25 protein-coding genes and 1 other RNA gene are annotated in these 24,077 nt (G+C 62.7%); 11 read left to right on the forward strand and 15 right to left on the reverse strand.

The features are described 5' to 3' along the window. Nucleotides 1–32: 32 nt before the first annotated feature. From NKJ90_RS20170 to NKJ90_RS20195, 6 genes are all read right to left on the reverse strand, one after another. Nucleotides 33–1,550 carry a DegQ family serine endoprotease gene (locus NKJ90_RS20170; protein WP_023757079.1) on the reverse strand — a complete coding sequence of 506 codons (1,518 nt, stop codon included), beginning with the start codon at nt 1,548–1,550 and terminating at the stop codon, nt 33–35. A 190-nt stretch (nt 1,551–1,740) separates the two neighbouring features. Further along, complete coding sequence (locus NKJ90_RS20175; protein ID WP_023757078.1) at nt 1,741–1,929, reverse strand: DUF2065 domain-containing protein; 189 nt, start codon at nt 1,927–1,929, stop codon at nt 1,741–1,743. Between the two features lie 6 nt (nt 1,930–1,935). Next, a complete protein-coding gene (hflC, locus tag NKJ90_RS20180; protein ID WP_023757077.1) occupies nt 1,936–2,904 on the reverse strand; it encodes a protease modulator HflC in 969 nt (322 codons plus the stop codon). Beyond that, nucleotides 2,904–4,025: an FtsH protease activity modulator HflK gene (gene hflK / locus NKJ90_RS20185; protein WP_023757076.1), complete on the reverse strand. Its 1,122-nt coding sequence runs from the start codon at nt 4,023–4,025 to the stop codon at nt 2,904–2,906. The genes hflC and hflK overlap by 1 nt, the downstream gene beginning before the upstream one ends. Nucleotides 4,026–4,192: 167 nt before the next feature. After that, nucleotides 4,193–4,711, reverse strand: a complete 519-nt coding sequence (locus NKJ90_RS20190; protein ID WP_023757075.1) for a dihydrofolate reductase — start codon at nt 4,709–4,711, stop codon at nt 4,193–4,195. Further along, entirely contained in the window at nt 4,711–5,727 is a 1,017-nt protein-coding gene (locus NKJ90_RS20195) for a DUF4424 domain-containing protein (RefSeq protein ID WP_023757074.1), read from the reverse strand. Before NKJ90_RS20195 ends, NKJ90_RS20190 begins: the two co-directional genes overlap by 1 nt. Before the next feature lie 130 nt (nt 5,728–5,857). Here NKJ90_RS20195 and cobF point away from each other — a divergent pair, with 130 nt between their 5' ends. Next, nucleotides 5,858–6,643: a precorrin-6A synthase (deacetylating) gene (gene cobF, locus NKJ90_RS20200; RefSeq protein ID WP_023757073.1), complete on the forward strand. Its 786-nt coding sequence runs from the start codon at nt 5,858–5,860 to the stop codon at nt 6,641–6,643. 52 nt (nt 6,644–6,695) lie between these two features. Here cobF and NKJ90_RS20205 read toward each other — a convergent pair whose 3' ends face one another. The 4 genes from NKJ90_RS20205 to modA form a co-directional block, all read right to left on the reverse strand. Beyond that, on the reverse strand, nt 6,696–7,037 hold the full coding sequence (locus tag NKJ90_RS20205) for a winged helix-turn-helix domain-containing protein (RefSeq protein ID WP_023757072.1): 342 nt from the start codon (nt 7,035–7,037) through the stop codon (nt 6,696–6,698). An 81-nt stretch (nt 7,038–7,118) separates the two neighbouring features. Further along, nucleotides 7,119–8,231 carry a molybdenum ABC transporter ATP-binding protein gene (gene modC / locus NKJ90_RS20210; RefSeq protein WP_352486653.1) on the reverse strand — a complete coding sequence of 371 codons (1,113 nt, stop codon included), beginning with the start codon at nt 8,229–8,231 and terminating at the stop codon, nt 7,119–7,121. Then, nucleotides 8,228–8,932, reverse strand: a complete 705-nt coding sequence (gene modB, locus NKJ90_RS20215) for a molybdate ABC transporter permease subunit (RefSeq protein WP_023757070.1) — start codon at nt 8,930–8,932, stop codon at nt 8,228–8,230. Before modB ends, modC begins: the two co-directional genes overlap by 4 nt. Nucleotides 8,933–8,958: 26 nt before the next feature. After that, on the reverse strand, nt 8,959–9,750 hold the full coding sequence (modA, locus tag NKJ90_RS20220; protein ID WP_023757069.1) for a molybdate ABC transporter substrate-binding protein: 792 nt from the start codon (nt 9,748–9,750) through the stop codon (nt 8,959–8,961). Here modA and NKJ90_RS20225 point away from each other — a divergent pair. After that, complete coding sequence (locus tag NKJ90_RS20225; protein WP_156938472.1) at nt 9,713–9,946, forward strand: hypothetical protein; 234 nt, start codon at nt 9,713–9,715, stop codon at nt 9,944–9,946. The two genes, modA and NKJ90_RS20225, sit on opposite strands and share 38 nt — an antisense overlap. Nucleotides 9,947–9,985: 39 nt before the next feature. Here NKJ90_RS20225 and NKJ90_RS20230 read toward each other — a convergent pair whose 3' ends face one another. Both NKJ90_RS20230 and NKJ90_RS20235 read right to left on the reverse strand, forming a co-directional pair. Then, a complete protein-coding gene (locus NKJ90_RS20230; protein WP_023757067.1) occupies nt 9,986–10,780 on the reverse strand; it encodes a thymidylate synthase in 795 nt (264 codons plus the stop codon). A 159-nt stretch (nt 10,781–10,939) separates the two neighbouring features. After that, nucleotides 10,940–11,251, reverse strand: a complete 312-nt coding sequence (locus NKJ90_RS20235) for a DUF2853 family protein (protein ID WP_023757066.1) — start codon at nt 11,249–11,251, stop codon at nt 10,940–10,942. A 168-nt stretch (nt 11,252–11,419) separates the two neighbouring features. Between NKJ90_RS20235 and ssrA the strand changes: the two genes are divergently transcribed. Next, nucleotides 11,420–11,779: a transfer-messenger RNA gene (ssrA, locus tag NKJ90_RS20240) on the forward strand. Between the two features lie 142 nt (nt 11,780–11,921). Here the strand turns inward: ssrA and NKJ90_RS20245 are convergent. Continuing rightward, nucleotides 11,922–13,127 (reverse strand): multidrug effflux MFS transporter, encoded by a 1,206-nt coding sequence (locus tag NKJ90_RS20245; RefSeq protein WP_023757064.1) that lies wholly within the window; start codon nt 13,125–13,127, stop codon nt 11,922–11,924. 186 nt (nt 13,128–13,313) lie between these two features. Here NKJ90_RS20245 and NKJ90_RS20250 point away from each other — a divergent pair, with 186 nt between their 5' ends. From NKJ90_RS20250 to NKJ90_RS20265, 4 genes are all read left to right on the forward strand, one after another. After that, nucleotides 13,314–14,003, forward strand: a complete 690-nt coding sequence (locus NKJ90_RS20250) for a TetR/AcrR family transcriptional regulator (protein ID WP_023757063.1) — start codon at nt 13,314–13,316, stop codon at nt 14,001–14,003. A gap of 118 nt (nt 14,004–14,121) precedes the next feature. After that, on the forward strand, nt 14,122–14,658 hold the full coding sequence (locus tag NKJ90_RS20255; RefSeq protein WP_023757062.1) for an SspB family protein: 537 nt from the start codon (nt 14,122–14,124) through the stop codon (nt 14,656–14,658). A gap of 16 nt (nt 14,659–14,674) precedes the next feature. Continuing rightward, nucleotides 14,675–14,872: a DUF4169 family protein gene (locus tag NKJ90_RS20260; RefSeq protein WP_023757061.1), complete on the forward strand. Its 198-nt coding sequence runs from the start codon at nt 14,675–14,677 to the stop codon at nt 14,870–14,872. A 10-nt stretch (nt 14,873–14,882) separates the two neighbouring features. After that, the gene (locus NKJ90_RS20265; protein WP_023757060.1) at nt 14,883–15,107 is read left to right on the forward strand and encodes a ribbon-helix-helix domain-containing protein; all 225 of its coding nucleotides are present in this window, start codon (nt 14,883–14,885) and stop codon (nt 15,105–15,107) included. On the opposite strand, the gene NKJ90_RS20270 is transcribed toward NKJ90_RS20265, so the two are convergent. After that, complete coding sequence (locus NKJ90_RS20270) at nt 15,104–16,906, reverse strand: chloride channel protein (protein ID WP_023757059.1); 1,803 nt, start codon at nt 16,904–16,906, stop codon at nt 15,104–15,106. The genes NKJ90_RS20265 and NKJ90_RS20270 overlap by 4 nt on opposite strands. Before the next feature lie 156 nt (nt 16,907–17,062). Here NKJ90_RS20270 and NKJ90_RS20275 point away from each other — a divergent pair, with 156 nt between their 5' ends. The 3 genes from NKJ90_RS20275 to NKJ90_RS20285 all read left to right on the forward strand — a co-directional run bounded on the left by NKJ90_RS20275 (nt 17,063) and on the right by NKJ90_RS20285 (nt 18,808). Further along, the gene (locus NKJ90_RS20275; RefSeq protein ID WP_023757058.1) at nt 17,063–17,494 is read left to right on the forward strand and encodes a MarR family winged helix-turn-helix transcriptional regulator; all 432 of its coding nucleotides are present in this window, start codon (nt 17,063–17,065) and stop codon (nt 17,492–17,494) included. Between the two features lie 104 nt (nt 17,495–17,598). Then, on the forward strand, nt 17,599–17,904 hold the full coding sequence (locus NKJ90_RS20280; RefSeq protein WP_023757057.1) for a hypothetical protein: 306 nt from the start codon (nt 17,599–17,601) through the stop codon (nt 17,902–17,904). Nucleotides 17,905–17,920: 16 nt separating this feature from the next. Continuing rightward, entirely contained in the window at nt 17,921–18,808 is an 888-nt protein-coding gene (locus NKJ90_RS20285; protein WP_023757056.1) for a sigma-70 family RNA polymerase sigma factor, read from the forward strand. A 33-nt stretch (nt 18,809–18,841) separates the two neighbouring features. On the opposite strand, the gene NKJ90_RS20290 is transcribed toward NKJ90_RS20285, so the two are convergent. Next, nucleotides 18,842–22,822 (reverse strand): AsmA family protein, encoded by a 3,981-nt coding sequence (locus NKJ90_RS20290; RefSeq protein ID WP_023757055.1) that lies wholly within the window; start codon nt 22,820–22,822, stop codon nt 18,842–18,844. Nucleotides 22,823–22,953: 131 nt separating this feature from the next. Here NKJ90_RS20290 and NKJ90_RS20295 point away from each other — a divergent pair, with 131 nt between their 5' ends. Continuing rightward, complete coding sequence (locus tag NKJ90_RS20295) at nt 22,954–23,940, forward strand: Dyp-type peroxidase (protein ID WP_023757054.1); 987 nt, start codon at nt 22,954–22,956, stop codon at nt 23,938–23,940. Nucleotides 23,941–24,077: the final 137 nt, after the last annotated feature.

Below are 24,077 nucleotides of genomic sequence, written 5' to 3' on the forward strand. Positions count from 1 at the left end.
TAGATGAGAATTCTGCCGGATCCTTCCGGACTTCAGTCCATCCGGATCGTGACGAACCTGAGCTCGCCGGTCTTCGACGCCAGCATCAAGAGCGCATTCTTGCGTCCCTGTTCCTTCAAGGCGCCGATCCGGTCCATAACATCCTTGGGCGTGGCGACCGATTCCTGTGCGATCTCGGTAATCACTTCGCCCGGCTGGATACCGCGTTCGGCGGCAGCAGAGTCCTTGGTGACGTCGGTGATGACGACGCCGGAAACATCGCCCGCAATGCTGAACTTCTTGCGCGTCTCGTCGTTCAGTTCGCCGACCGTCATCCCGAGCACCGAGGCCGTGGAAACGGCCGGGGCCTTTTCACTCTTGTCCTGATCGGTGTTGCCACCCTGTTCGCCGCTGGCGAGCTTTTCGCCGTCCTCGAGCCGCCCGAGCGTCACTTTCACGGTCTGCTCGACGCCCTTGCGCACAATCAGCACGTCGACCGCCTTGCCGACCGGGCTTTCGGCGACGACGCGCGGCAGATCGCGCATTTCATGAATGTCCTTGCCGTCGAATTTCAGGATGACGTCGCCGGCCTGAACTGTGCCATTGTCGACCGGACCACCCTTGATGACGCCGGCAACCAGCGCGCCCTTGGCAGTCACCATGCCGAGGCTCTCGGCGATGTCGTCGGTCACCGGCTGGATACGCACGCCGAGCCAACCGCGCCGCGTCTCGCCGAACTGGCGCAACTGGTCGACCACGCCCGAGGCGAGCTGCGAGGGAATGGAGAAGCCGATGCCGATCGAGCCGCCGGACGGCGAAATGATGGCGGTGTTGATGCCTATGACCTCGCCGGCGCTGTTGAACAGCGGGCCGCCGGAATTGCCGCGATTGATCGCGGCATCGGTCTGGATGAAGTCGTCATAGGGGCCGGAATTGATATCGCGGTTGCGGGCCGAGACGATACCGACCGTCACAGTGCCGCCGAGGCCGAACGGATTGCCGATCGCCATCACCCAGTCGCCGACACGCATCTTGGTGGAATCGCCAAACTTCACCGCCGTCAGCTTGTGTCCTTTCGGATCGACCTTCAGCACCGCGACATCTGTCTTGGTGTCGGTGCCGACCAGCGTTGCCTTCAAGGTAATGCCGTCGGAGAAATTGACTTCGATGTCGTCGGCGTCGGCGATCACGTGGTTGTTGGTGACGACGATGCCTTGCTCGGCATCGACGACGAACCCGGAGCCCAGCGACTGCACTTTCTGCCCGCTATTGTCCTTGTCGCCGCCGCGGTTCTTGAAGAAATCGTCGAAGAAGTCCTGGAAGGGCGAACCCTCTGGCAGCTGCGGCATCGGCACGGCACCCGGACCTTCGGTACCCTTCACCGTCTGCGAGGTCGAGATGTTGACCACCGCGCCGAGCAGGCCTTGCGCCAGATCGGCGACCGAAGCAGGTCCGTCAGCGGCAAATGTCGGTGTCACGAAGGACGGGACAGCGACGGCGCTGACAAGAAGTGCCGCAGCGCCCGCGATGAACGTCCGCCGTGCCGCGCGCAAAATTATGTTGGATGTCATCGAGAAGCCTCCCGGTATTCCTGAAAAGAAAAGCGCTTCGACGAAAACGCCGCGTCGCGCCATGTTGGCAAAAAATACGGCACGTTTGCGGCTATGACTATCGGCAGAGGATAAATCATCCGTTATCCCCGGGATCGAGGCTCGTATCGCGGATCGAAACCAGTATCCCGAAAACCGAAGCTCACCGGCCTCATATGCCTCGCACCAGCCAGACGATCCCGACGCCGATGGCGATCGCAGCCAGCCCGGCAATCCGCAACGCATTCTCGGGCAGCGACAGCACTTCGGTTGCAAGCCTCCTGGCAAGGCCGGGAAAGCCGCCATAGACCAGACCCTCTATGACAAGGACGAGGCCGATGGCGGCGAGAAAATCCTGCACCGGCCGCTACTGGCCGGTACTGGGCTGTACCGCCGGGGCGGCAGGTGCCGTTGCCGGCGCGGTTGGCGCAGCCGACCCCGGCTTCGCCGGCGCCTCCTTGCCGTCTGGATCGCGGAAGAAGCGGAAGAACTCCGAACTCGGCGACAGCACCATCGTCGTCCCGGTGTTGTCCAGCGCCGTTCCATATGCGTTCATCGACCGGTAGAAGTCGAAGAACGCCGGATCGCGCTGATACGCTCCCGCGAAGGTGGCACTGCGCTGGGCTTCGCCCTCGCCGCGCAGGATCTCCGACTCTTTCTGAGCTTCGGCAACGATCTCGACCACTTCGCGATCGGCGCGGGCCGTGATGCGCTGTGCCGCTTCATTGCCCCGCGCCCTCAGCCGCGCAGCCTCAGCCAGACGTTCCGCCTTCATGCGGTCGTAGGTTTGTTGCGAAACCTCGGCGGTGAGATCGGTGCGACGAATGCGGACATCCTCTATCTGCAGGCCGAGCGACGTCGCGTCTGGCCTAAGCTGATCGCGGACTTCGCGCATCATCACGGCACGCTGTTCGGAGAGCGCGGCCTCGAAATCGCGCAGACCGTAGACGCGGCGCAAGGCAGCGTCGAGACGCGTCCTCAGTCGCGCTTCGGCCAGTTCGATCTGACCGGACACGGCGGAGCGGAAGACGCGCGGATCCGAGATGCGGTAGGCGATGAAGGCGTCGACCTCATAGAACTTGCCGCCCGACACCTGGACACGAATGTTGTCGAGATCAAAGCGCAGCACCCGGTTCTCGATCAGTTGCACCGTATCGGCGTCGAAGAACGAGAACGGCGCCTTGAAGTAGATGCCGGGCTCGCTTTTGACGTCGACGATCTCGCCGAACCTGAGCACAAGCGCCTGCTGGCGCGCATTGACCACGAAGACCGACGAATAGAGCAGGAACAGGATGACGGCCGCTGCGACGACGATGACGGGAAGACGGTTGGCCATCATTGGTTACCTCCCGTAACGCCACCAGGCGCGGCCGGTGCCTGCGCCTTCGGCTGCAATGCCGGCAGTGGCAGATAGGGAACGACACCTTGGCCGTTGCCCTGCTCGACGATCACCTTGCTAGAATCCTTCAGAACCCTCTCCATGGTTTCCAGGTAGAGGCGCCTGCGCGTCACGTCGGGCGCCTTGGCATATTCGTCATAGACCGAGATGAAGCGCTGTGCCTCACCTTCAGCCTCTTGCACGACCCGGTTCTTGTAGGCGGCCGCGTCTTCGCGGACCTGTGCGGCTTCGCCGCGCGCCTGGCCGAGCTTCTGGTTGGAATATTGGTTGGCCTGCTCGACAAACTTGTCTTCGTCCTGCTCGGCGCGCTGCACCTCGTCGAACGCATCGGCGACTTCGCGTGGCGGAGCCGCATCCTCGATCGAGACGGCATTGACGTTGAGACCGGCCTTGTAGCCGTCCAGCGTCGTCTGGATGATTTCACGCACCGAGGCGGCGATGCCCTGGCGGTCGTCGCGGAAGATGTCCTGCGCCGGCCGGCGGCCGACGGCTTCGCGCATGGCGCTTTCGGCGACCTGCCGCAGCATTCCGTCGGGGTCGGACACGTCGAACAGATACGACCTCGGGTCGGAGACCTGATAGGCCACCGAGAACTGCACGTTGACGATGTTCTGGTCGCCGGTGAGCATCAGCCCGGAGGTGTTGCCACTCGTCGCGCCACCGCCGCCGATATCGACGAGTTGCTCGGAGATCTTGGCCGTCTCGACCGTTTCGAGCGGCCACCAATGGAAATGCAGGCCCGGCTGCGACAGCTCGGCCTTCGGCTTACCGAAGCGCAGTTCGACCGCGACCTCGTCGGGCTGCACGGTGTAAACCGCCTTGAAGGCCCACAGCACCACGAGTGCCGCCGCGATCAGTGCGAAGATAGCCGGGCTTGCGCCGCCGCCACCCGGCAGGGCGCGCCGCAGCCGGTCCTGGCCGCGGCGGATGATGTCTTCAAGATCGGGAGGCGAGCCCTGCGGGCCGCTCGGTCCCTTTGGTCCCTGCCCCCAGGGTCCTTGATTGCCGCCGCCGCCCCATGGGCCGCCGCCACCGCCACTTTTATCGTTCCAGGGCATAAATGTCCTTTCGCTTGGAATTCCCTCAAGCGCCGGCATTTCGGCGCAAAATCCAGTATGTTCTTCTATAGGGACGCCGCGAGGCGCTTTCAACGCGATGCGCTGCCAGTTCGTCCGATTTGGTCCGGTCGCGACCCTTTGTCTTCCTTCGATGCCCTTTTTGTCATTCAAAGTCTCGCGCGCCGGCGCTCGTAAACCGAATAGCGCGTCGCGTGGCTGTCCTTTTCCCCGGCTGGAACGTCCTGGGAGCTGACGACGCGCCAGGAATCCGGGTCGATCGGCGGGAAATGCGCATCGCCGTCGACCGTTGCCAGTATATGGGTGACATGCAGCCGGTCGGCCAGCAGCAGCGCCTGGCCATAGATTTCGCCGCCGCCGATGACACAGACCTCGTCCACCCCGGCCATGCAGCGGCCGCGCACCGTTGCCAGCTGGATCGCGGCTTCGAGCGAGTGCGCGACCTCGACGCCGTCGGCGCGCCAGGCCTTGTCGCGGGTGACCACGATGTTCAACCTGCCCGGCAGCGGCCGGCCGATGCCTTCATAGGTCTTGCGACCCATGATGATGGGTTTGCCCATCGTATCGGCCTTGAAGCGCTTGAGATCGGTGGAAAGCCGCCAGGGCAACCCGCCGTCTCGCCCGATCACGCCGTTCTCGGCAATGGCAACGTATATTGCGACATGCATCAGTTGGCGTTCCCATCATTGCGATCCGACGGTTCGAGCAGAAGGATGTCGATGTCGTGCTCTGGATCGAAATCATCCGCCGTCATCTCGAATGTCGTCGGCCCGACCTTTTTGACATTGTCGCCGCAGAACGAGACCAGGGCCCTCGGATTGCCCTTGTCGACCGTCAGTTTGAACTTGCCGATCGAACCCGCTGCCCAGTTGCCGCCTGTGGTCAGGATATAGGCGATCCGATTTTCATAATACTTTGAATAGCCGTCGGCGTCGTCCTTGGCCGCCTTGCGCACCGCGTTCTCGAATGTGTCGTCCATGCAGTAGCGCGTCTTGTAGGTCGCGTACTGCCCCTGGAACTTGCCGTCGTAGAAAAAGCTGACCGAAGAGGTGCCGCCCACGCTCGGCTTGTAACGGTGGGAAACGTGGACGTCCTTGCTGGCCGGAAAGGTTGAGCGCCACCAATAGGTCGAACGCAATTGCCAGAATGGCGTGTAGACCTTCTTCGCCTCCGTACCGTCGCCGCCGGTGTCCTCGATGATGATGCCGCGGTTGACCCAGTCATCGGTAACCGCTTGAGGCAGCTTGGCCAGCGCCGCCTTCGCCGCGTCGCCGAAAGGATAAAACGGCACGTTCTGCGCCTTCAGATCGGCGCTGATGTCGATCCCGAGCGCGAACACCTTCTGCTCGAGCTGCGGCTTTGCCGGCGCGCCATCGATCGTCACCTCAAAGCCGAGGAAATTGTCGCTCTGATCGTTGGGCAGTGCCGGCCTCTCTTCGGGGTCGCCTTCGATGTCGGGCATCGGGAAGGCAACGATCGCGTCGACATCCCGATCGGTGTTGTTGTGGAAGACGTAGTCGACCGTCACCTTTTCCGGCGAGATGAAAAGATCCTCGCTTTGCATCGCCACCGCATCGCTGCGCGACAGGATCAGGCCGCCAGTGCCAAGTTCGGCAACTGAATCATTGGCGAATGCGGGCGCAGCCAGCAGGGCCAGCGCGGCGGTCAGAACATATCGCAACATGAAAGCCTCCTCGGCTGGAATGCTTACAGACCCTAGCCGTTTCACCGTGGCGTTTCAAAGCCCTTCCGTATCCGCGGGTAAGCCCAAGCGGTCTGGACTAACAGGTTCCGATCGGGCAGGAGTTCGCTCCATGCGCAAGCTTCTCGTTATCGGCATCGGCGCCGGCAATCCCGACCACATGACCGTGCAGGCCATATCAGGCCTGAACCAGGCGGACGTGCTGTTCATTCCCGACAAGGGCGCGAAAAAGAACGAGCTCGCCGACCTGCGCCGCCAGATCTGTGACCGCTTCGTCGCCAACCCGAAGTCACGCCGCGTCGAATTCGAGGTGCCGGTGCGCGACCTGCCAATAGAAGATGGGCCGGCCCCCTCCTATCGCTCGACGGTCGATGACTGGCATGAAGCCATCGCCTCGATCTACGAGGACCTGATCGGCGACGAGATTGCCGGGGATGGCTGCGGCGCCTTTCTGATCTGGGGCGATCCCTCGCTCTATGACAGCGCCTTGCGCATCCTCGAGCGGGTGCGCTTGCGGGGTAACGTGGCGTTCGAGCTTGAGGTAATACCCGGCATCACCGCCATTCAGGCGCTTGCCGCCAGCCATAAAATGGCGCTGAACCGGATCGGCGATTCCGTCCTCATCACCACCGGCCGGCGCCTGACGCAGGAAGGCTTGGCCGACAATGCCGGCAGCACCATCGTCCTGCTCGACGGCAAATGCGCCTTCAACACCCTGGAAGACAAGGACGCTGTCATCCATTGGGGCGCCTATCTCGGCACGCCGGACGAGATTCTCATCTCTGGCCGACTCGGTGACGTCGGCGCCGAGATTGAGAGAACCCGCGAAGAAGCCCGCCGGAAAAAGGGCTGGATCATGGACACATATCTGCTTCGCAAGCCTAGTGAACAGGACTAGTCCCTACTGCCTACTGCCTACTGCCTACTGCCTACTGCCTACTGCCCTCCACTCAGCCAGCATCGATCTCCGCCTGTAACGCCTCCATATGTGTGGCTGCAGCGGCAGAAGCCGCACGCTCGATGGCGCGGAAGCGGCTGACCACGGCGAGCCCCGCGCCCGTCAGTTGCGCGCCGCCGCCCTTGCGGCCACCGGTCTGTGCCGCCACCAGTGGCTTGCCGAATACCCGGTTCATGTCCTCCACCAGGTCCCAAGCGTGCTTGTAGGACATTTCCATGCCGCGTGCGGCGGCCGAGATCGAGCCGAAGGCGGCGATCTGCTCCAGGAGTTCGATCTTGCCCGGTCCGATGCGCCCGTCTGGATCGAGATTTATCCGCAAGCTCAACGACGGCATTTTTTCTCCTCCGCAGTCACGCCCAATCCCATACTAGAGACTTCCCGGCGAAACCGCTATTCCAAAAAGACATAGCGACGATCATCCGTCCGCCTCACCGGGCAGGCCGGCGCTGGTGCTGGCCCGGTCGAAGCTCACCGTCTTGACCACCGCGAAAACCTTGCCTCCGAGATGAAGCTTCAGCGTCCGCCGCGACTGTTCGGTGATGCGGGCAAGCACGGTTGCGCCGTTGCAGTCGATGCCGACGTCGACCGCCGGGCTCTCGCCGGAGCTTATCGCGGTAATGGTTCCCGGCAGGATGTTGAGCGCGCTGAGCCCTGCCGGATGTTCGGTGGCGATCATCACATCGCGGGCGCGTATGCGGATGCGCACAGCCGCCCCCGCCTTCATCGCCAGCCGTGGCACACGGATCTCACCAGCCGCCGATCCGAGCACGGTCATGCCGAAAGTCTCGTCGTGACGCAGCACCCTGGTGTCCAGCACGGCGCCCCCCTCGCCGCGTTCTTCCGCCGGCAACAGGTCGAGCCTTTGCATGACTGCCTCGGTCGGACCGCTGGCGATGACATGGCCTTGCGCCAGCATCACCACGTCGCTTGCCAGCCGCGCCACCTCGGCGACCGAGTGGCTGACATAGACGATCGGGATTTTCGTCTCGTCGCGCAGCCGTTCGATATAGGGCAGGATCTCAGCCTTGCGCGCCTCGTCGAGCGAGGCCAGCGGCTCGTCCATGAGCAGCAATCCAGGGCTGGCAAGCAGCGCCCGGCCGATTGCCACACGCTGCTTCTCGCCGCCCGAGAGCTTTGCCGGTCGCCTTTCCATGAGCGGGCCGATGCCAAGCAGATCAACGACGGCATCCATATCGGCATAGCGCTCCGCTGGCGGCGTGAACCAGCGGCCGTAACGCAGATTGCCGGCAACACTCATATGCGGAAACAGCCGCGCATCCTGGAAAACCACGCCGATGCGGCGCTTGTGCTTCGGCACGAAAAGGCCAGCATTGGTATCGACCAGCACGCGGCCGTCGACCTCGATGCGTGCCTTGTCGGGCCGGATCAGCCCGGCGATCATGTTGATCAGCGTCGTCTTGCCCGACCCCGACGGTCCGAACAGTGCCGTCAGCCGTCCGGCGCTTTCGAAGCGGGCGTCGATGGCAAAGCCGCCCAGCCGATGGCCGATATCGACGAGAACGCTCATTCGATGTCCATCCGCCGGCCGACACGCCGCGCCAGCACTTCCGAAGCCACCAGAGCGGCCATGGAAATGACGATGGAAATCAGCGTCAGCCGCAGCGCCCCTTCATCGCCACCCGGCACCTGCGTAAAGGTGTAGATCGCCGACGGCAACGTCTGCGTCTCGTTGGGAATGTTGGAGACAAAGGTGATGGTCGCGCCGAACTCGCCCATCGCCTTGGCGAAGGACAGGATCGCGCCGGCGATCAGCCCAGGCAGGATCAGCGGCAAAGTAATGGTTGCGAAGACCCAGGGAGGGTTGGCGCCGAGCGTTCCCGCCGCCGCCTCCATCTTGCGGTCCACCGCCTCGATCGACAGCCGGATCGCCCGCACCATCAGGGGAAAGCCCATGACGCCGCAAGCCAGTGCCGCACCCGTCCAGCGAAAGGAGAAAACAATGCCGAAATGGTCGGCCAAGAAGGCGCCGGCCGGCCCGCGCCGGCCAAAGGTCAGCAGCAGCAGATAGCCGGTCACCACGGGCGGCAGGATCAGCGGCAGATGCACCAGCCCGTTGACCAGGGTCTTGCCCCAGAACTGTCCTCGAGCAAGCAGCAGCGCGATCAATATGCCTGGCGGCAGGCTGGCGAGCATCGCCACCGTTGCCACCTTGATCGACAGCCGGATCGCATTCCATTCGTCGGGAGTGAGGTCCAGCAGCCAGTTCATATTGCGAGATGAAGCCCCTTGGAAACTCAGTTGCTCGGTGCGAGCACGGTAAAACCCTGATCCTTGAACAGCCTACCGGCCTTCGGCGACTGCAGGCATTTCAGGAAAGCCGGCGCATCCTTGTCCTTCGAATCGGCGATCTGGGCAACCGGATAGATGATCGGCGGATGCGAATCCCCCGGGAAGGTGCCTACCACCTTGACGCCCTTTTCGGCGTGCGCGTCGGTGGCATAGACGATGCCGAGGGCTGCCTCACCTGTTGAAACCAGCTTGAGCGCCGCGCGCACATTCTCGGCCTGCGCCACCTTGCCCTCGACCGAGGACCAGACGCCGAGCGATTCGAGCGCGGCCTTGCCGTACTTACCGGCCGGCACCGCTTTGACGTCGCCCATGGCGAGCCTGCCGTCGCCGATCAGCTTGGCGAGGTCAAAACCTTTCTCGATCTTGGTTTCAACCGCCGAGCCCTTCGGCGCCACCAGCACGATCTCGTTGCCGAGCAGCTTTACTTCGGTGTCCGGCTTGGTCAGCTTCTTGTCGGAGAGATATTTCATCCAGTCGAGGTCGGCTGAGATGAAGACGTCGGCTGGTGCCCCGCTCTCGATCTGCTTGGCAAGCGCCGAGCTTGCGGCATAGGAGACCGTCGCGGCCTCGCCGACATCGGCCTCGCAGGCCCTGTTCACCGCATCGAGCGCGTCCTTGAGGCTGGCCGCGGCAAACACCATCACCTTGTCTTCCGCATGTGCTGCCGGAACTGCCATCAACGTCGCCGAAAGACCGCCGATGGCGATCACCCTCGGTCCAAAACCTTTGCGCGTCATGGAAAGTTCTCCCTGGTTCGAATCCGATCTGCTCGAAGCCTGCCCACCGATATATCCGCATGAATATAACAAGGGAAGGCCCGGCAGCACCACTTCGCATCCCGGGATCGACATTGGCGGCGCCATCGTCACCGCTCGATCACCAAAGAGCCCGTCGGTGGACAACGCGTCGGACGTGATGGCCAGCATCGACTGATCGGCGCCTGATTTCAGGGTTGAGTAAAGCGCAGGGGTTTTAGACCGCGATCGGCGCCTTGATCGACGCGTCGGCGGCGTAGTTTTCCAGCCGGAAATCCTCGAAGCGGAAGGCAAACAGGTCCTTCACCTCCGGATTGATCCACATCGTCGGCAACGCCCTCGGCGTGCGCCGCAGCTGTTCGCGCGCCTGCTCGAAATGGTTGGAATAGAGGTGCGCGTCACCAAGCGTATGGACGAAATCGCCGGGCTTCAGCCCGGTCACTTGCGCCACCATAAGCGTCAGCAAGGCGTAGGAAGCGATGTTGAAAGGTACGCCCAGGAAGATATCGGCCGACCGTTGATAAAGCTGGCAGGAAAGCCGCCCTTCCGAGACGTAGAACTGGAACAGGCAGTGACAGGGCGGCAACGCCATCGCTTCCACCTCGGCTGGATTCCATGCCGAAACGATCAGCCGCCGCGATTGAGGGTTTTTGCGTATCTCCTTGAGAAGGTTTGCAATCTGGTCGATTGAGCCACCATGGCCGTCCGGCCAGGAGCGCCATTGCTTGCCGTAGACGGGGCCGAGGTCGCCATTCTCGTCGGCCCATTCGTCCCAGATCGAAACGCCATGGTCGGTCAGGTATTTGATGTTGGTGTCGCCGGCCAGGAACCACAGAAGTTCATGGATGATCGACTTGAGATGCAGCTTCTTGGTGGTGGTGACGGGAAAACCGCGCGCCAGATCGAAACGCATCTGATAGCCGAAGACGGAGCGCGTTCCGGTGCCGGTACGGTCGCCGCGATCGGCACCGTTATCCAGCACGTGCTGCAGGAGGTCGAGATACTGGCGCATCGGTTCCGGCTCGATTCGGTTGTCCAGCCATCATAGCTGACGGACAGGCGGCCGAACACCAGAAAGCAGCGCAAATCCTGCCCGAAGGTCGCCAGTCCCCAACAACATCATCGGCTGGCGCAAGGCTCGCGCCAGCCTCCGCAAATTGACGCGCGATCGTTAGAGGGAGCCGAGCTTGCCCAAATCCTTCGCAACCAGATAGTAGAAAGTCACCCGGCTTTTGGTGTTGTCGGCGGACATTGCCTTGCACGTCTTTTCGATGGCTGCATCGGCCTTGCCGGCATCGGCGATGCCGAGCTTCTTGGCAACCCAGTTGGTCCTGACGCGTTCGAGTTCCTTCGGATCGGTGCAGGACACCAGCGAGGAATCGCGGTTCCTGAGCGCAATCCCCAGATGCTTTACGATCTTTTCGACCGCATCCGCACTGGCGCCAACGTCGTATTTCTTCACGTCTGCAAGATAGTCGGTCATCAAAATTCCCCTCGTCGGCGCCACGGATCCGATCGATGAGGGTTGTGGCGCGCTGCTGCAACGTGTGCGCTAGGTCGGTAACTCCTCACCATAGCAAAGCTTCGGTGGAGACCGCGCCCAAGTCAACCCTTTGGAGACGCGGTTTGACACGGGACAAAGTGCCATTGCGGCCTTTCATTTCTCGCGATGGGCCCCTATATTCAGTTTGTCGGCTTGACCGACTATGGCGATAAATGGGCGATGAAATAAGCCGTTCGGACCCGGGGGCGGTACCCGGCGCCTCCACCAAAAGCCGCTGTTGGCGACAGAGCGGTTTTTGCTGGGGGCGAAATAGGATCGACGAAGGTGTAAAGATCGTACTTTTGCCCGGCATAGTACCACCGTTATCGGGCTAAACCTGTAGTTGCAAATGACAACTATGCGGAAGCACGTCTCGCCGCGTAAGCGGTGCGATAGCTTCAATTCAAGCCCTAGGGGTTCGCACTTCTAGGCGGGGTTCGGAGGTACCTGGCAACAGAAACCTCCACTTCTCCCCTCCTCCTTCAATTCTGCGTCACGCGCAACGGCAGCTTCCGGTTGAGGAGCGTGTCCGCTTCATCCACGGCGTAGCTGGCCTGCGGGCATGAAAAAGGCCGGACGAACCCGGCCTTTTTCATGCGTTTGCGCTTGCCTATTCCGCCGGGGCCTCGACCGTTTCGCGCGAACGGCCGAGCGTGACCTTGGCCAGCGTGAACGAAATCACCGCGCACAGCGTGATGCCGGCCACCATCGGCAGCGGCGTACCGTCGAAGAACACCCCGGCAACGCCCATTGCGAGGGCACCGATGGCGAAATGCAGCGTTCCCATCAGCGCCGAAGCCGTGCCGGCGATCTCGCCATGTTCTTCCATGGCCAACACCGAAGTGGTCGGGATGACCAGACCGAGGAAGCCGTAGCCGACGAACAGCAGTGCCGCCATCACGTCGAGCCGGTCGATGCCGGTCGCCATCACTGCAAACAGCACCACCATCGTCGTGGCATAGCCGGTCACCGCGACGCGCACCACGCGCCGCAGCCCGAACCGCTCGGCCAGCAATCCCGTCAACTGGGACATGCCGATGAAGGCAACCGCATTGATCGAGAAGAACACGCTGTAGACCGAAGGCGACAGCCCGTAGTGATCGATCAGGATGAAGGACGAGCTCGACAGATAGACGAAGAAGCTCGCAATGCCGAAGCCGGCGATCGCCACAAGGCCAAGGAAGTTGCGGTCGCCCATCAGGAAGCGGTAGCCGGCAAGCGCGGTGCCGAAGGAGGAACCGACGCGTTCTTCCGCCGGGCGCGTCTCCTTGAGCGAGGTTGCCAAAAGGATGGTAGCCAGCAGTGCCGCACCCGTCACGGTCCAGAACACGGCGCGCCAGCCGAAATTCTCGATGATCTGGCTGCCGGTCAGCGGCGCCAGGATCGGCGACACCGAAAACACCAGCATCAGCAAGGACATCAGCTTGGCGGCCTCGTTGCCGGTATGCAGGTCGCGCACGATGGCGCGCGGCACCGCCATGCCGGCGCTGGCGCCAAGCCCCTGCAGGAAGCGGAAAGCGATCAGCCATTCGATGTTGGGCGCCATGGCCGACCCGATGCCGCCAACCATGAACAGCGCAAGGCCGCCATAAAGCGGCAGCTTGCGGCCGACCATGTCTGAGATTGGCCCGACGACAATCTGGCCGAAGCCCATCGACAGGAAGAAGATCAACAGGCTCATCTGTACGGCAGCGGTGCCGGCGTTGAGATCGGCGCCGATCGACGGCAATGCGGGCAGATACATGTCGATGGCGAACGGGCCGATGGCGGACAACAGGCCGAGCACGACCGCAATGCGGAGGAATTTGGGACTCATGATAAGGGCTTCTTTCAAGACTGGTTGCCGCCGCGGGCGACGTCTAACCTAGGACGTTCCATCCCATGAGATTCCGACACCTCAAGAGCGAATTTTGTTCGTCTCTGCGGGCGAAATCTCTTCATTTTATGTCCACAAATTTAGACAGTCTTGTCTAATTCGTCAATCACCTCTATATAGATTTTTATGAAGCTGCACGTCTCTCCTGACACTTTCCCGCCACGCGGCCATGAGGCCAAGCGTCTGTCGATCGTCGATTCTGCAGCTGCCGTGTTTTGCCGCGAAGGGTTCGCTGGTGCCAACATCGATCTGATCGCAGCCGAAGCCGGCGTTTCGCGCCAGACCATCTACAATCATCATGGTGACAAGGAGAAATTGTTCGTCGCGGTGGTTCGTGATCTGACCGAACGCTGCAATGTCGGCATCTTCGCCACCATCGCCACCTTCCCCGATCAGCCCAAGGATCTCGAAGCGGATCTGATCGGCTTTGCCGTTCGCTTGAACCAGAACTGCATCTGCAGCCGTGACGGAAAATTCCTGCGCAAGCTGATCCAGACCGAAGGTGAGCGCTATCCCGAACTGTTTGCAGAGTGGCGCGAACAGGGACCGGGCAGGACATGGCCGGCGATCGCCGCCCGCTTTGCCCGCCTCGCCTATGGCGGTTACCTCGCGATCGAGGACCCCGATGTGGCGGCACGCCAGTTCCTTGGCCTCGTCAATGCCGAACTGCAGACGACCTTCATGCTTGGCGGCTCGCCGCGCGAGGATGAAGTGGTGCAATCCGCGACAAATGGCGTTCGCACCTTCCTGCGCGCCTTTGGCAAGCGCCGCTCCGCGGTATCGGTTGAAAAGCAGACCGCGCTCGCCGGCGCCTGAGCGATCAAATCGTTGGCAATAGTCCTCGTATCGGTTCGGTGGCGGTCTATATCAGGTTTACGCCGCCCTAAAGCTTGATTACAGCTATGCGGACGATTCAACGGAACCCGACCGTCACATGGCCGACGACCACATTCGCTATGACATTCTGGCCCAGGAGGCGTTGCGCGGCGTCATGCGCAAGGTCCTGGCCGAAGTCGCGCGTACCGGCCTCCCCGGCAACCACCACTTCTTCATCACCTTCCTGACCGGTGCACCGGGTGTGCGCGTGTCATCGCGTCTGCGCGAGCGCTATCCCGAGCAGATGACCATCGTCATCCAGTTCCAATATTGGGACCTGAAGGTGACCGACACCGGCTTCGAGGTCGGCCTGTCCTTCTCCGACGTGCCGGAGAAGCTTGAAATCCCGTTCTCGGCCGTGCGCGGCTTCTACGATCCCTCGGTCAATTTCGAGCTCGAATTCGACGTCAAGACCGATGCTCAGCCCGACGAAGAACCGGCAACACCGACACCCGAGCCGCTGACCATCGTCTCCGAGAAAAAGCCCAAGGCCGAAAAGAAGGCTGCCGCCGAGGCGGAGAAGAAGCCCGCGGCGGCGGACGCCGCCACCAAGGGCGCCGAAGTGGTCTCGCTCGACGCCTTCCGCAAGAAATAAGCCCGCAGTTAACGCCATGGCCGACATCGTCAATCTCCGCCAGGCCCGCAAGCAGAGGGCGCGGGACGAAAAGGTGCGGATCGCCGAACAGAACCGGGTGCTATACGGCCGCTCCAAAGGTGAAAAGCAACGCGACCACCTAGTTGCCGACCAGGCCGAGAAATTCGTCGCTGGTCACCGCCGCGAGCCATCCGGCGGCGAAAGCGAGCAATGAGCGCTCCGCAGTGAGCGCGGTCGAAAAGCGCTCGGTGACCATTCGCGGCCACCGCACCAGCTATTCGCTCGAAAAACCCTTCTATGACGACCTCGTCGCGATCGCGGCCACGCGGCAATTGACGCTCGCGGCTCTTGTCGCCGAAGTCGACGAGACGCGGCCTCGCGACACCAACCTGTCCTCGGCGCTGAGGCTTTATGTGCTCGAGTGGGTGAAACGCGGAACGAGTTCCTAGAGGCCCTCGATCGTCGCTTCCTTTTTCCCGCGCCTGGTGCGGAATCCGAGCAAGGTCGAGCGATCACGCTCCTCGGCCTGCTTCCTCGACCGCACACGCATCAGATCCTTCCAGCCGACATAACCGACCAGTCGCAGGTCTTCACGGCTAACGACGGGCAGGTGGGAGACATTGGCCATCAGCAGCTTGTCGGAGAGGCCTTCAAGATACTCGTCCGGATAGGCCAGCGTCACCTTGCTACCGGCCAGCAGCTCGCCAAGCGTCGTGGTGCGGTGCCTGCCGGCACGTCTCCAGCGCAAGATCGCCGGCGGATCGATGAGACCCAGCACATGGCCGTTCTCATCGACCACCGGAAAACTCGGATGCCGTGTTTCCGGCGCGGTCAGGAAGGCTGCTGCGCCATGCAGCGTCATCGTCGCCGGCACGCTTTCGACCTCAGATGTCATCACCTCGCGCACTCTGGTCAAGGCGAACGGATCGACACGGTATTCGCGAACCAGATGGTGTCCCCTTCTGGCAATCTTCTCGGTCAGGATCGACCGCTTCATCAAAAGCACGGTGACGGCGTGCGCCGCGGCGCAAGCCGCGATCAGCGGCACCAGTATATGCGTATTGCCGGTCAGTTCGACGGCAAAGAAGGTGGCTGTCAACGGCGCGCGCATCGTGCCGCCCATGGTGGCGGCCATCGCCAGCAGTGCCCAGAAGCCCGGATCCGCCGCGGGCAGAACGCCGGCCAGCACCGCCCCCATCGCCCCGCCCATGATCAGCAGCGGCGCCAGCACGCCTCCCGACGTTCCCGAGCCGAGCGCAACCGACCAGATGATGGCCTTCACCACCAGAAGGAGGAATGCCGCGGTCGCGATCGTGCGGCCGTCCAGCATGTCAGTGATGTTGTCATAGCCGAAGCCGAGCGCGTGCGGCTCGATCAGCCCGCCTATGCCGACCACCAGACCACCCAGCATCGGCCACCACATCCAGTGGATAGGCAGCTTCTGGAAGCCGTCCTCGCAGGCGTAGACCATCTGCGTCAGCAGCCCCGACAACAGGCCTGCCGCGACCCCGATCGCCACCCAGCCGGCAAGGCCGACAAAGGATACCTCCATACCGCCCTGAAACGGAAAGATCGGTCCGGGCAGATGCAGCATGGTGCGCTCGACCTGGGCAATGATTGCCGCGACCGCCACCGGAATAAAGCTGCGCGGGGTCCATTCGAAAAGCAGCAGTTCAACGGCCAGCATGATGGCGGCGATCGGTGTCCCGAAGACCGTGGTCATTCCCGCCGCCGCACCTGCAACCAGCAGCGTCTTGCGTTCGGTATCGCTGACCGGCAGCATCTGCGCGATCAGCGAGCCGATCGCTCCGCCTGTCATGATGATCGGACCCTCGGCGCCAAAGGGCCCGCCGGAGCCGATCGAAATCGCCGACGATAATGGCTTCAGGATCGCCACCTTGGCATCGAGCCTGGAACGCCCGAGCAGGATCGCCTCGATGGCCTCGGGAATGCCGTGACCGCGGATTTTCTCGCTGCCGAAGCGCGCCATCAGGCCTATGATCAGCGCGCCGATCACCGGGACGATGACGGAGGCATAGCCAAGCGGCGTGTCTTCGAGTTTCAGGTCGGCGAGCGTGAACTGGCCGAAATAGGCGATGTTGGTGGCCAGCCGGATCAGCTTCAATAGCGCGATGCCGGCAACCAGTCCGGCCGTCGCCACGACCACCGCAATGGCGGCAACAAGCAGCACCCTGGCATCAGTCGTGAAATCACGCAGATGCTCCGGGTTCGAGTGGTGGATCTTCATGGCGGGCTTTGCTTCCTGGCGGCGGGCCGTATGTGGTTGCGGCACGGTCGAAACGGCCAGCCGAGGTTTGTCGGTGGCTATCTATCGTAACACGATATATTTGTTCAAGCCGGTTTCGCCCGAAATCCGTTTGAGCTTTCGTCGGAAAACGAACACATGTCTGATATGTCGCAGCCACAAAAACCACGCCCCGCCATCAGCCAGGCCGACTACCAGCGGCTTTCCGAGTTTCGCTACCTGATCCGCCGCTTTCTCGAATTCAGCCAAATCCAGGCGGAAGGCGCCGGCCTGACTCCGCGCCAGCATCAGGCGCTGCTGGCAATCAAGGGTTTCCCCGGCGGCGGGCCGGTGACGGTTGGCGATCTGGCCGAACGCTTGCGCACTCGCCATCATAGCGCCGTCGAGCTGGTCAACCGCCTTTGCGAGGCAGGGCTGGTCGCTAGAAATCAGGACAAGGACGATCATCGCCGCGTGCTGCTGCAACTGACCGGCCGCGCCGACGATTGTCTGGCCGAGCTTTCGGCGGCACATCTCGACGAGCTGTCGCGCATCGAACCGATGTTGAGGCGGCTGCTCGATCGGGCGTGAAGCCCAGATGCACGGAAAGAGCTATTTTCCCGTCACCCGGAATCCTTTGGCTTTGCCGCAACGTCTCGGACATGAGCATGGGGCAACGAAGAGGAACAACTGCGATGAAACGCCTCCTGATACGCTACAAGACGAAACCGGAACGGGCCGACGAGAATGAACGACTGGTCAAGGGCGTATTCCATGAGCTGCGGGAAAAATCGCCGGACGGCGTTCGCTACATGACATGGCGTTCCGACGACCGGACCTTTGTCCATCTGGTCGAGACGGAAACCGAGGCCCATGCCGATATCATCACCGGGCTGGCGGCATTCGAGGCCTTTCAGATTGGCATCAGGGATCGCTGCATCGAGCGTCCACACAGCGAGGAAATGACCGTGGTGGGCAGCTACCGTATGCTCGACCAGTAGGTGGAACACGGTACGCATGAACATCACCATTGACGTCCAACAACGCGAAGTCTTCAGCCGCCTGTTCGGCGAACTGCGTCCAAAGCTGCACCGCTACTGCGCCCGCATGACGGGCTCAGTCATCGACGGTGAAGACGTGCTGCAGGAAACCCTGGCCAAGGCATTCGAGGCGCTGCCGAATACCGGCCCGATCGCCAATCCGGAGGGCTGGCTGTTCCGCATCGCCCACAATACGGCGCTCGACTTCCTGCGCCGGCGAGCCCGTGAAAAGTCTTTTTCCGATGAGGACCTGGACATGATCGTCGATCCGGCAAACCCCACTGCCGCCCGTCAGGCCGCGGCGGCCGGCCTTCATACCTTCATGCGCCTTCCCGTCACGCAGCGAAGCAGCGTCATCATGATGGACGTTCTGGGCTATTCACTGCAGGAGATCAGCGCCACGCTCGACACCAGCATCCCCGCCATAAAGGCGGCGCTGCATCGTGGTCGTCATCGGCTGCGCCATCTTGCGGACGAACCGGACGACCGCCCTGTTCCGAGATTGAGCGGCGCAGAGCGTCTGCTGCTCGATGCTTACATCGATCGCTTCAACGCCCGCGATTTCGACGCCGTGCGCGACATGCTGGCCGATGAGGTGCGGCTGGAGCTGGTGGCAAGGACGCGGCTGAATGGTCGCCAGGAGGTCGGCACCTACTTCCACAACTATTCCCAGGTGCAGGATTGGCGTTTCGTGGCGGGCTTTATCGAGGGCAGGCCGGCAGCCCTCGTCCGCGACAGCGATGATCCAGCGGCGCGGCCATCCTATTTCATCCTGCTGGCCTGGCAGGACGGCAAACTCTTGACCGTCCGAGATTTCCGCCACGCCCGCTATGTCACCGACTGCGCCGAACTGCTCGTTCTCTGAGACTATCCCAGGACGGGAAAAGCCTCCTGCTGCCTACTGCAGCGACTTCAGCAGATTGTCGATGGTGAACGGATTGGACTTCGGCTTGGCCGGCGGCGGGTTGTCGCGAGCCTCCGGCAGCGGCGCACGCTCCACCTTCGGAGCCTGTGCGGCGTTGCGTTTAGCCTCGAGCCTTGCCTTCTCCTGCGGCGAGGCAATGCGCATCGCCTCTTCCGCCTTCTGCCGCTCCTGATCGGCCTGCGCCTTGGCGGCCTCGTCGGCAGCCTGCTGTTCGGCCGCGGCCTTCGCGTCGGCATCCGCCTTCGCCTTCGCATCCGCTTCAGCCTGGGCCTTGGCGTCGGCCTCGGCTTTCGCTTGCGCATCCGCTTCAGCCTGGGCCTTGGCGTCGGCCTCGGCTTTCGCCTGCGCATCCGCTTCGGCCTTCGCCTCAGCCTCGGCCTTAAGCCGCGCTGCTTCCTCCTGCTTGCGCAATTCCTCGGCGGCCTTGTCACGCTCATCCTGCAGCGCCGCGTAGTAGCGTACCTCGCGCCGCAGCCGCTGCTTTTCGAGCAATTCGGCCTGCATCGCCTCGACACGCTGCTGCTCCCTTTCCAGCGCGCGCTGGGTCAGGAACTGCGCCAGCGGCTCGCTGTCGAACTCTCGTTTCACCGCGCCGAGGGGGCCCTCGGCGGTGAAATTCACCGTCGGCTCGGAGCCGACCAGGGCTTCATCGCCCGGCCGATAGGCGATCGTCCCCTCGGCGGAAATCTTGCTGGTATTGAGATCGGCCGCAATGTCGGCGGACAAGGTCGCTGCCGGATTCTCGAGGTTGACCGGCGGCGCCCTGAGCATACCGCCAGCAACCGTGAAGGCGATGTCGGTGTCCTTGGCGGCAAAACTGCCATCGGCGGCGATTTCAGGCGCAAAGCCGGCGGTCTTCGCCGCATCGATATCGCGACCGATCGCATCCGCCTTGGCGAGGAATGCACTGAACGCATCGGGATTGACGCCGGCGACCTGCAAGCCCCTCAACGCCGCCGTACCGGAGCCGGACAAGGCGGCCACCATCCCTTCGACCGATTTGCCGCTGCTTGACAGCGCCGTCGAGAAATCACCATTGCCGCTGATGCCGGCATCCGGCAGCATGGTCGCAAGATCGGCGCCGGCCAATTTCATCTGCCCAGTGAAAAGTCCGGTGCCGTCATTGTTCTTCAGCTCGAACAGGCCGGTCAGCGCGCCACCCAGCAATTTCGCCTTGAGATCCGAAACGCGAATACCTTCCTGGTCGAGCTTGAGCGAAAAGGCGGCATCATACGCAGTGGCGAACCGACCGGCGGCAAGGGCTGCCGTCGTCAGATCGAGATCGGCGGTGAACGGCAGGCTGGATTTCTGGCTGATAGGCGTGGCCGGCCACGCCCCACCCTTATCGACCCCTTCCTTGTCGGCAAGAAAGGCGGAATCGCCAAACAGCGCCACCGCCATCGGATCGAGATCAAGTTCGTCGAGCACCAGCGCTCCGGCCAGATGCGGCACGCCGTCCTTGACGTCGACATTGACGTCGCCGGACACCGCCGCTTCGTTGATGGCGCCGCTGAGTTCGTCCAGCACCAGCAGCCCGTTGCCATAATCACCCTGCGCCGAGAGCGACGTCGACATGCCAGCCCCCATGCCTGGCAGGCCGATGCCTGACGTCATCAGCCATGGTTCGATGTCGGCAGCGTCGAGGCTAAGCTTGCCCTTGGCGGCGAGGCCTTGCGGCGTATCGGCGATCGTCCCCTCGAAACCGGCCTTGAAGTCGTCACCGGCAAGGCTGAAACTCGTCGCCAGGCCGCCGCCAAGCGTGCCCTTGGCTTGGATGTCCGTGCTTGCCTCGCCCAGCATGCCAAGCGGCAGCGCCGGCAGGCCGTAGAGCGCCAGCAGCGCAGTGGCGTCAGGATTTTTGGCGTTGAAGGTCAGCGCCACCGGCGCTTCGAGAAGCTTGTCCCCCGCCCCCCTTCCCGACAGCGAGGCGGAAAAAGCCGACCCGCCGGCCTTCCCTTGCCCGCTCACCGCCAGGCCCGAGGTGCCGTCGCCATTGTCGGCGGCACTCGCCACCAGGTCGACGCGCGCATCCTGGAACAGCTCGGGATAGGCGGCGGCACGGCTTGCCAGTCCCTTGAGCACGGCGCTGTCGGGATAATGCTGGGCGGCGACGTCGATCAATGGCTTAAGGTCGACGGCAACCACCGAGGCGTCGAGCTTGCCGGTCGGGCGTGCCGGGAAATCCTTGATCCTGCCGGTGGCGCTGATCGAGGCCCCGGCCAGCCCGCCCACCGACAGCCGGTCGATTTCGAGCAGCCCGTCGCGCAACCTCAGCGCGGTATCGACCGTGTCGGCGGTCAGCCCGCCGGCGCTGACCGGCCCTGCCTTGATCTGGAAATCGAGGTCGCGGTCGGCAAAGCGATTGGCGCCCTTGTCGCTGACGAAGATCGAGGCAAAGGCCGCCAGGCCGTCGACATCGAGCTCGCCGCCTTCGAGCCGCATCAGCACCGACGGCTTGGCATCGTCAGGTTGGCTAGCATCGATGCGGCCGGAAAACTTCGCCTTGCCCAGGATCAGTTCGAGGTCACTGAAGGCCTGCCGCTTTTCCGAGAGGTCGACCTTGGCTTTGAAGCCGGCGGCGGGCAAACGGCGGACCGCCTCGTCGACGTCCTTCGACAGCCACGCTGCAAAACCCGAAGGCTGAGCCACGGCCAGCAGCAACGAGCCGTTGAAGCCGAAATGGCCCTCCACATTGAGCAAGACCTTGCCATCGGCTTCCAGCCTGGTGCGACCGGGCAAGGTCGCTGCAAGCGATTTCACCGACCAGCCGCCATCGACCGGCTCGGCGGAAAGATGAACGTCGCGCACCGTGGTGTCGCCGGCCACCACCGCTGGCAGCTTGACCTCGACGGTACCGGGAATGGTCGGCTTCGGCAGATCGAGCAAAGCCTGCTCCAGCCCTGCAATGCGCTGATCCAATGTCAGGCCGGCACCAGCTTGCGCACCCACCGCCTCGTCGAGCTGCACCTGAGCGCCACTGGCTTCGATGGCAAAGCTCGGCTTTAGCCCGAGATCGACCGAGGCCTTGCCGTCGGCGGTGTAGGGATTGTCGAGCGGCCCGGTCTCGAAGCGAAATTCGTCGACGCCCAGCTTCTGATGGTCGAGCGAAAACTTGCCGTTCAGGCGAAAGCCCGGATCGGGCTTGCCGCCAGAGACCTTCACCGTCTCGCCATCGGTGCCGCGCAACTCTGCGCTGTTCTTGTCGGCACCATTCTTGTCCTGATTTGAAATCTTGAACTGGCCCGAATAGACGGCCGCCCCATTGACGATGCCGGCATTGCCGTCGGTCTCGATGACCAGCGGATAGACATCGGGATCGGCCTTCAGCCGAAGCCGCATCTGTCCGGTGCCTTCTGCCTTGCCGGTGGAGGCCGCGACCGCGGTGCGCAATCCGTCCAGCCGAAGCGTGCCGTCCATGCGCCACGGGCCGGCCAGCGACTTGGCCGAAATGGTCGAGTTGATCTCGGACATGAGATGGCTGCGCCCGCCGGCCGCATGGCGCAGCTCGACCTGGCCTTCCGTCACCGTCAGCTTTTCGATCGAGATCTGGTTGAGATCGAACGGCGAGGACGGCCGCATCGCCCAGTCGACCGTGCCATCATTGGCGATATCGATGGTCGCTTTCGGCCGCACCAGCCGCATGTCGAAGATCAGCACTTCACCGCGCAGGAAGGGTGCGAGTTCCGCATCCATCGAAAACGTCTCGACGGTCATGGCCGGCTGGCCGTTGGGGCCGCCGGCGACGGCGACATTTGCGAAGGTCACCGACGGGAACGGCAACAGCCTGGCCGTGGCGTCGCCCCGCACGGTCACCTTGCGGCCGAGAATGGCGCTTGCCTCGCGTTCGAAATCGGCGCGGTAGCTAGTCCAGTCGACAAAATACGGCACCACCAGCGCCGCACAGAGCACCAGCACAAAAAGGCCACCGAAGGTCACGAACAGGCGAGCGAGCATCAGCTCCGAACAGGTTGATTGAAATTCTGCCGCACTCTACCCGCATCCGCGTGTCGATAAAGAGGCAATTCATCCGGTGTTGCGTGATGTCCGGTGATCTGAAACAAATCCCGGCGAAGTGGAGAATCTAGATGTCGGGCAAGAACTGGGATCGCGTGCCTATCGACGCGCAAAGTATCGACGCTCCGCTGTCGCTTTCGGCGGTCTTTCTTGTCGTCAATGTCGCCAACGAGCGGAGCGCGCTCGCCAAGGTCGCCTCCGTGCTCGGAGAACTTGATGATCTGGTGAAGAATGTCGGATTCCGTGACCTTTCGGGACGGCTTTCGTGCATTGCCGGCATCGGCCGCGATCTCTGGGATCGTCTTTCTCCAGATGGGCGGCCGCTGGAACTGAAACCGTTCGCGCCGATTAAGGGCGCTGTTCATTCGGCCCCTTCGACCGCCGGCGACCTTCTTTTCCACATCCGCTCCGAACGCTCCGACATGTGCTTTGAGTTCGAGCGCATTCTGCTCGACAATCTCGGTGACGGCGTGAACGTCGTCGACGAAGTCTCGGGCTTTCGCTATTTCGATGCGCGCGACCTGCTCGGCTTCGTCGACGGCACGGCCAACCCGACCGGGCTGGATCTGCCGGCCTCAGCGCTCGTCGGCGATGAGGATGCCGACTTCGCCGGAGGCAGCTATGTCGTCGTTCAGAAATACCTGCACGATCTCCAGGCGTGGGCGCGAACCCCGACACCGCTCCAGGAAGAGATCATCGGCCGCACCAAGATCGATAACATCGAAATCGACGATGACGACGCCCCGCGCAAGTCGCACAAGTCGCTCGCCACCATCGAAGATGCCGACGGTAACGAATACGACATATTGCGCGACAACATGCCCTTCGGCCGACCGGGACAGCAGGAGTTCGGCACCTACTTTATCGGCTATTCCAGGTATCTCTGGGTGATCGAGAAAATGCTGCAGCGGATGTATATCGGCGAGCCGCCGGGCGCTTACGACCGGCTGCTTGATTTCTCCACGCCGCACACCGGCACGACGTTCTTCGCGCCAACCCGCCCCATGCTGCAAACCCTTGTTCAGGGCGCGCAGGAGAAGCCTGCGATCACACGCTAACGTTCCGGATTTACTTCCGCTTTGGGCGCATGCGGACATGGTCGACACCCGCTGCCGGCCCAACCGCGATGACCAGAGCGGCGTCGTGCCAGGCCAAATGGGGATTAGCTTCGCTGGCCATTGGGACTAGCTTCTTT

It is taken from the genome of Mesorhizobium sp. M0051 (assembly GCF_040323235.1).
Taxonomy (GTDB): domain Bacteria; phylum Pseudomonadota; class Alphaproteobacteria; order Rhizobiales; family Rhizobiaceae; genus Mesorhizobium.

What these genes read in the sequence shown, in the direction of transcription:
- NKJ90_RS20170 (WP_023757079.1), bottom strand. Translation starts at nt 1,550, where the DNA reads ATGACATCCAACATAATTTTGCGCGCGGCACGGCGGACGTTCATCGCG.
- hflC (WP_023757077.1), bottom strand. Translation starts at nt 2,904, where the DNA reads ATGGCCAACCGTCTTCCCGTCATCGTCGTCGCAGCGGCCGTCATCCTG.
- hflK (WP_023757076.1), bottom strand. Translation starts at nt 4,025, where the DNA reads ATGCCCTGGAACGATAAAAGTGGCGGTGGCGGCGGCCCATGGGGCGGC.
- NKJ90_RS20190 (WP_023757075.1), bottom strand. Translation starts at nt 4,711, where the DNA reads ATGCATGTCGCAATATACGTTGCCATTGCCGAGAACGGCGTGATCGGG.
- NKJ90_RS20195 (WP_023757074.1), bottom strand. Translation starts at nt 5,727, where the DNA reads ATGTTGCGATATGTTCTGACCGCCGCGCTGGCCCTGCTGGCTGCGCCC.
- cobF (WP_023757073.1), top strand. Translation starts at nt 5,858, where the DNA reads ATGCGCAAGCTTCTCGTTATCGGCATCGGCGCCGGCAATCCCGACCAC.
- NKJ90_RS20205 (WP_023757072.1), bottom strand. Translation starts at nt 7,037, where the DNA reads ATGCCGTCGTTGAGCTTGCGGATAAATCTCGATCCAGACGGGCGCATC.
- modC (WP_352486653.1), bottom strand. Translation starts at nt 8,231, where the DNA reads ATGAGCGTTCTCGTCGATATCGGCCATCGGCTGGGCGGCTTTGCCATC.
- modB (WP_023757070.1), bottom strand. Translation starts at nt 8,932, where the DNA reads ATGAACTGGCTGCTGGACCTCACTCCCGACGAATGGAATGCGATCCGG.
- NKJ90_RS20225 (WP_156938472.1), top strand. Translation starts at nt 9,713, where the DNA reads ATGGCGATCACCCTCGGTCCAAAACCTTTGCGCGTCATGGAAAGTTCT.
- modA (WP_023757069.1), bottom strand. Translation starts at nt 9,750, where the DNA reads ATGACGCGCAAAGGTTTTGGACCGAGGGTGATCGCCATCGGCGGTCTT.
- NKJ90_RS20230 (WP_023757067.1), bottom strand. Translation starts at nt 10,780, where the DNA reads ATGCGCCAGTATCTCGACCTCCTGCAGCACGTGCTGGATAACGGTGCC.
- NKJ90_RS20235 (WP_023757066.1), bottom strand. Translation starts at nt 11,251, where the DNA reads ATGACCGACTATCTTGCAGACGTGAAGAAATACGACGTTGGCGCCAGT.
- NKJ90_RS20245 (WP_023757064.1), bottom strand. Translation starts at nt 13,127, where the DNA reads ATGAGTCCCAAATTCCTCCGCATTGCGGTCGTGCTCGGCCTGTTGTCC.
- NKJ90_RS20250 (WP_023757063.1), top strand. Translation starts at nt 13,314, where the DNA reads ATGAAGCTGCACGTCTCTCCTGACACTTTCCCGCCACGCGGCCATGAG.
- NKJ90_RS20255 (WP_023757062.1), top strand. Translation starts at nt 14,122, where the DNA reads ATGGCCGACGACCACATTCGCTATGACATTCTGGCCCAGGAGGCGTTG.
- NKJ90_RS20260 (WP_023757061.1), top strand. Translation starts at nt 14,675, where the DNA reads ATGGCCGACATCGTCAATCTCCGCCAGGCCCGCAAGCAGAGGGCGCGG.
- NKJ90_RS20270 (WP_023757059.1), bottom strand. Translation starts at nt 16,906, where the DNA reads ATGAAGATCCACCACTCGAACCCGGAGCATCTGCGTGATTTCACGACT.
- NKJ90_RS20275 (WP_023757058.1), top strand. Translation starts at nt 17,063, where the DNA reads ATGTCTGATATGTCGCAGCCACAAAAACCACGCCCCGCCATCAGCCAG.
- NKJ90_RS20280 (WP_023757057.1), top strand. Translation starts at nt 17,599, where the DNA reads ATGAAACGCCTCCTGATACGCTACAAGACGAAACCGGAACGGGCCGAC.
- NKJ90_RS20285 (WP_023757056.1), top strand. Translation starts at nt 17,921, where the DNA reads ATGAACATCACCATTGACGTCCAACAACGCGAAGTCTTCAGCCGCCTG.
- NKJ90_RS20290 (WP_023757055.1), bottom strand. Translation starts at nt 22,822, where the DNA reads ATGCTCGCTCGCCTGTTCGTGACCTTCGGTGGCCTTTTTGTGCTGGTG.
- NKJ90_RS20295 (WP_023757054.1), top strand. Translation starts at nt 22,954, where the DNA reads ATGTCGGGCAAGAACTGGGATCGCGTGCCTATCGACGCGCAAAGTATC.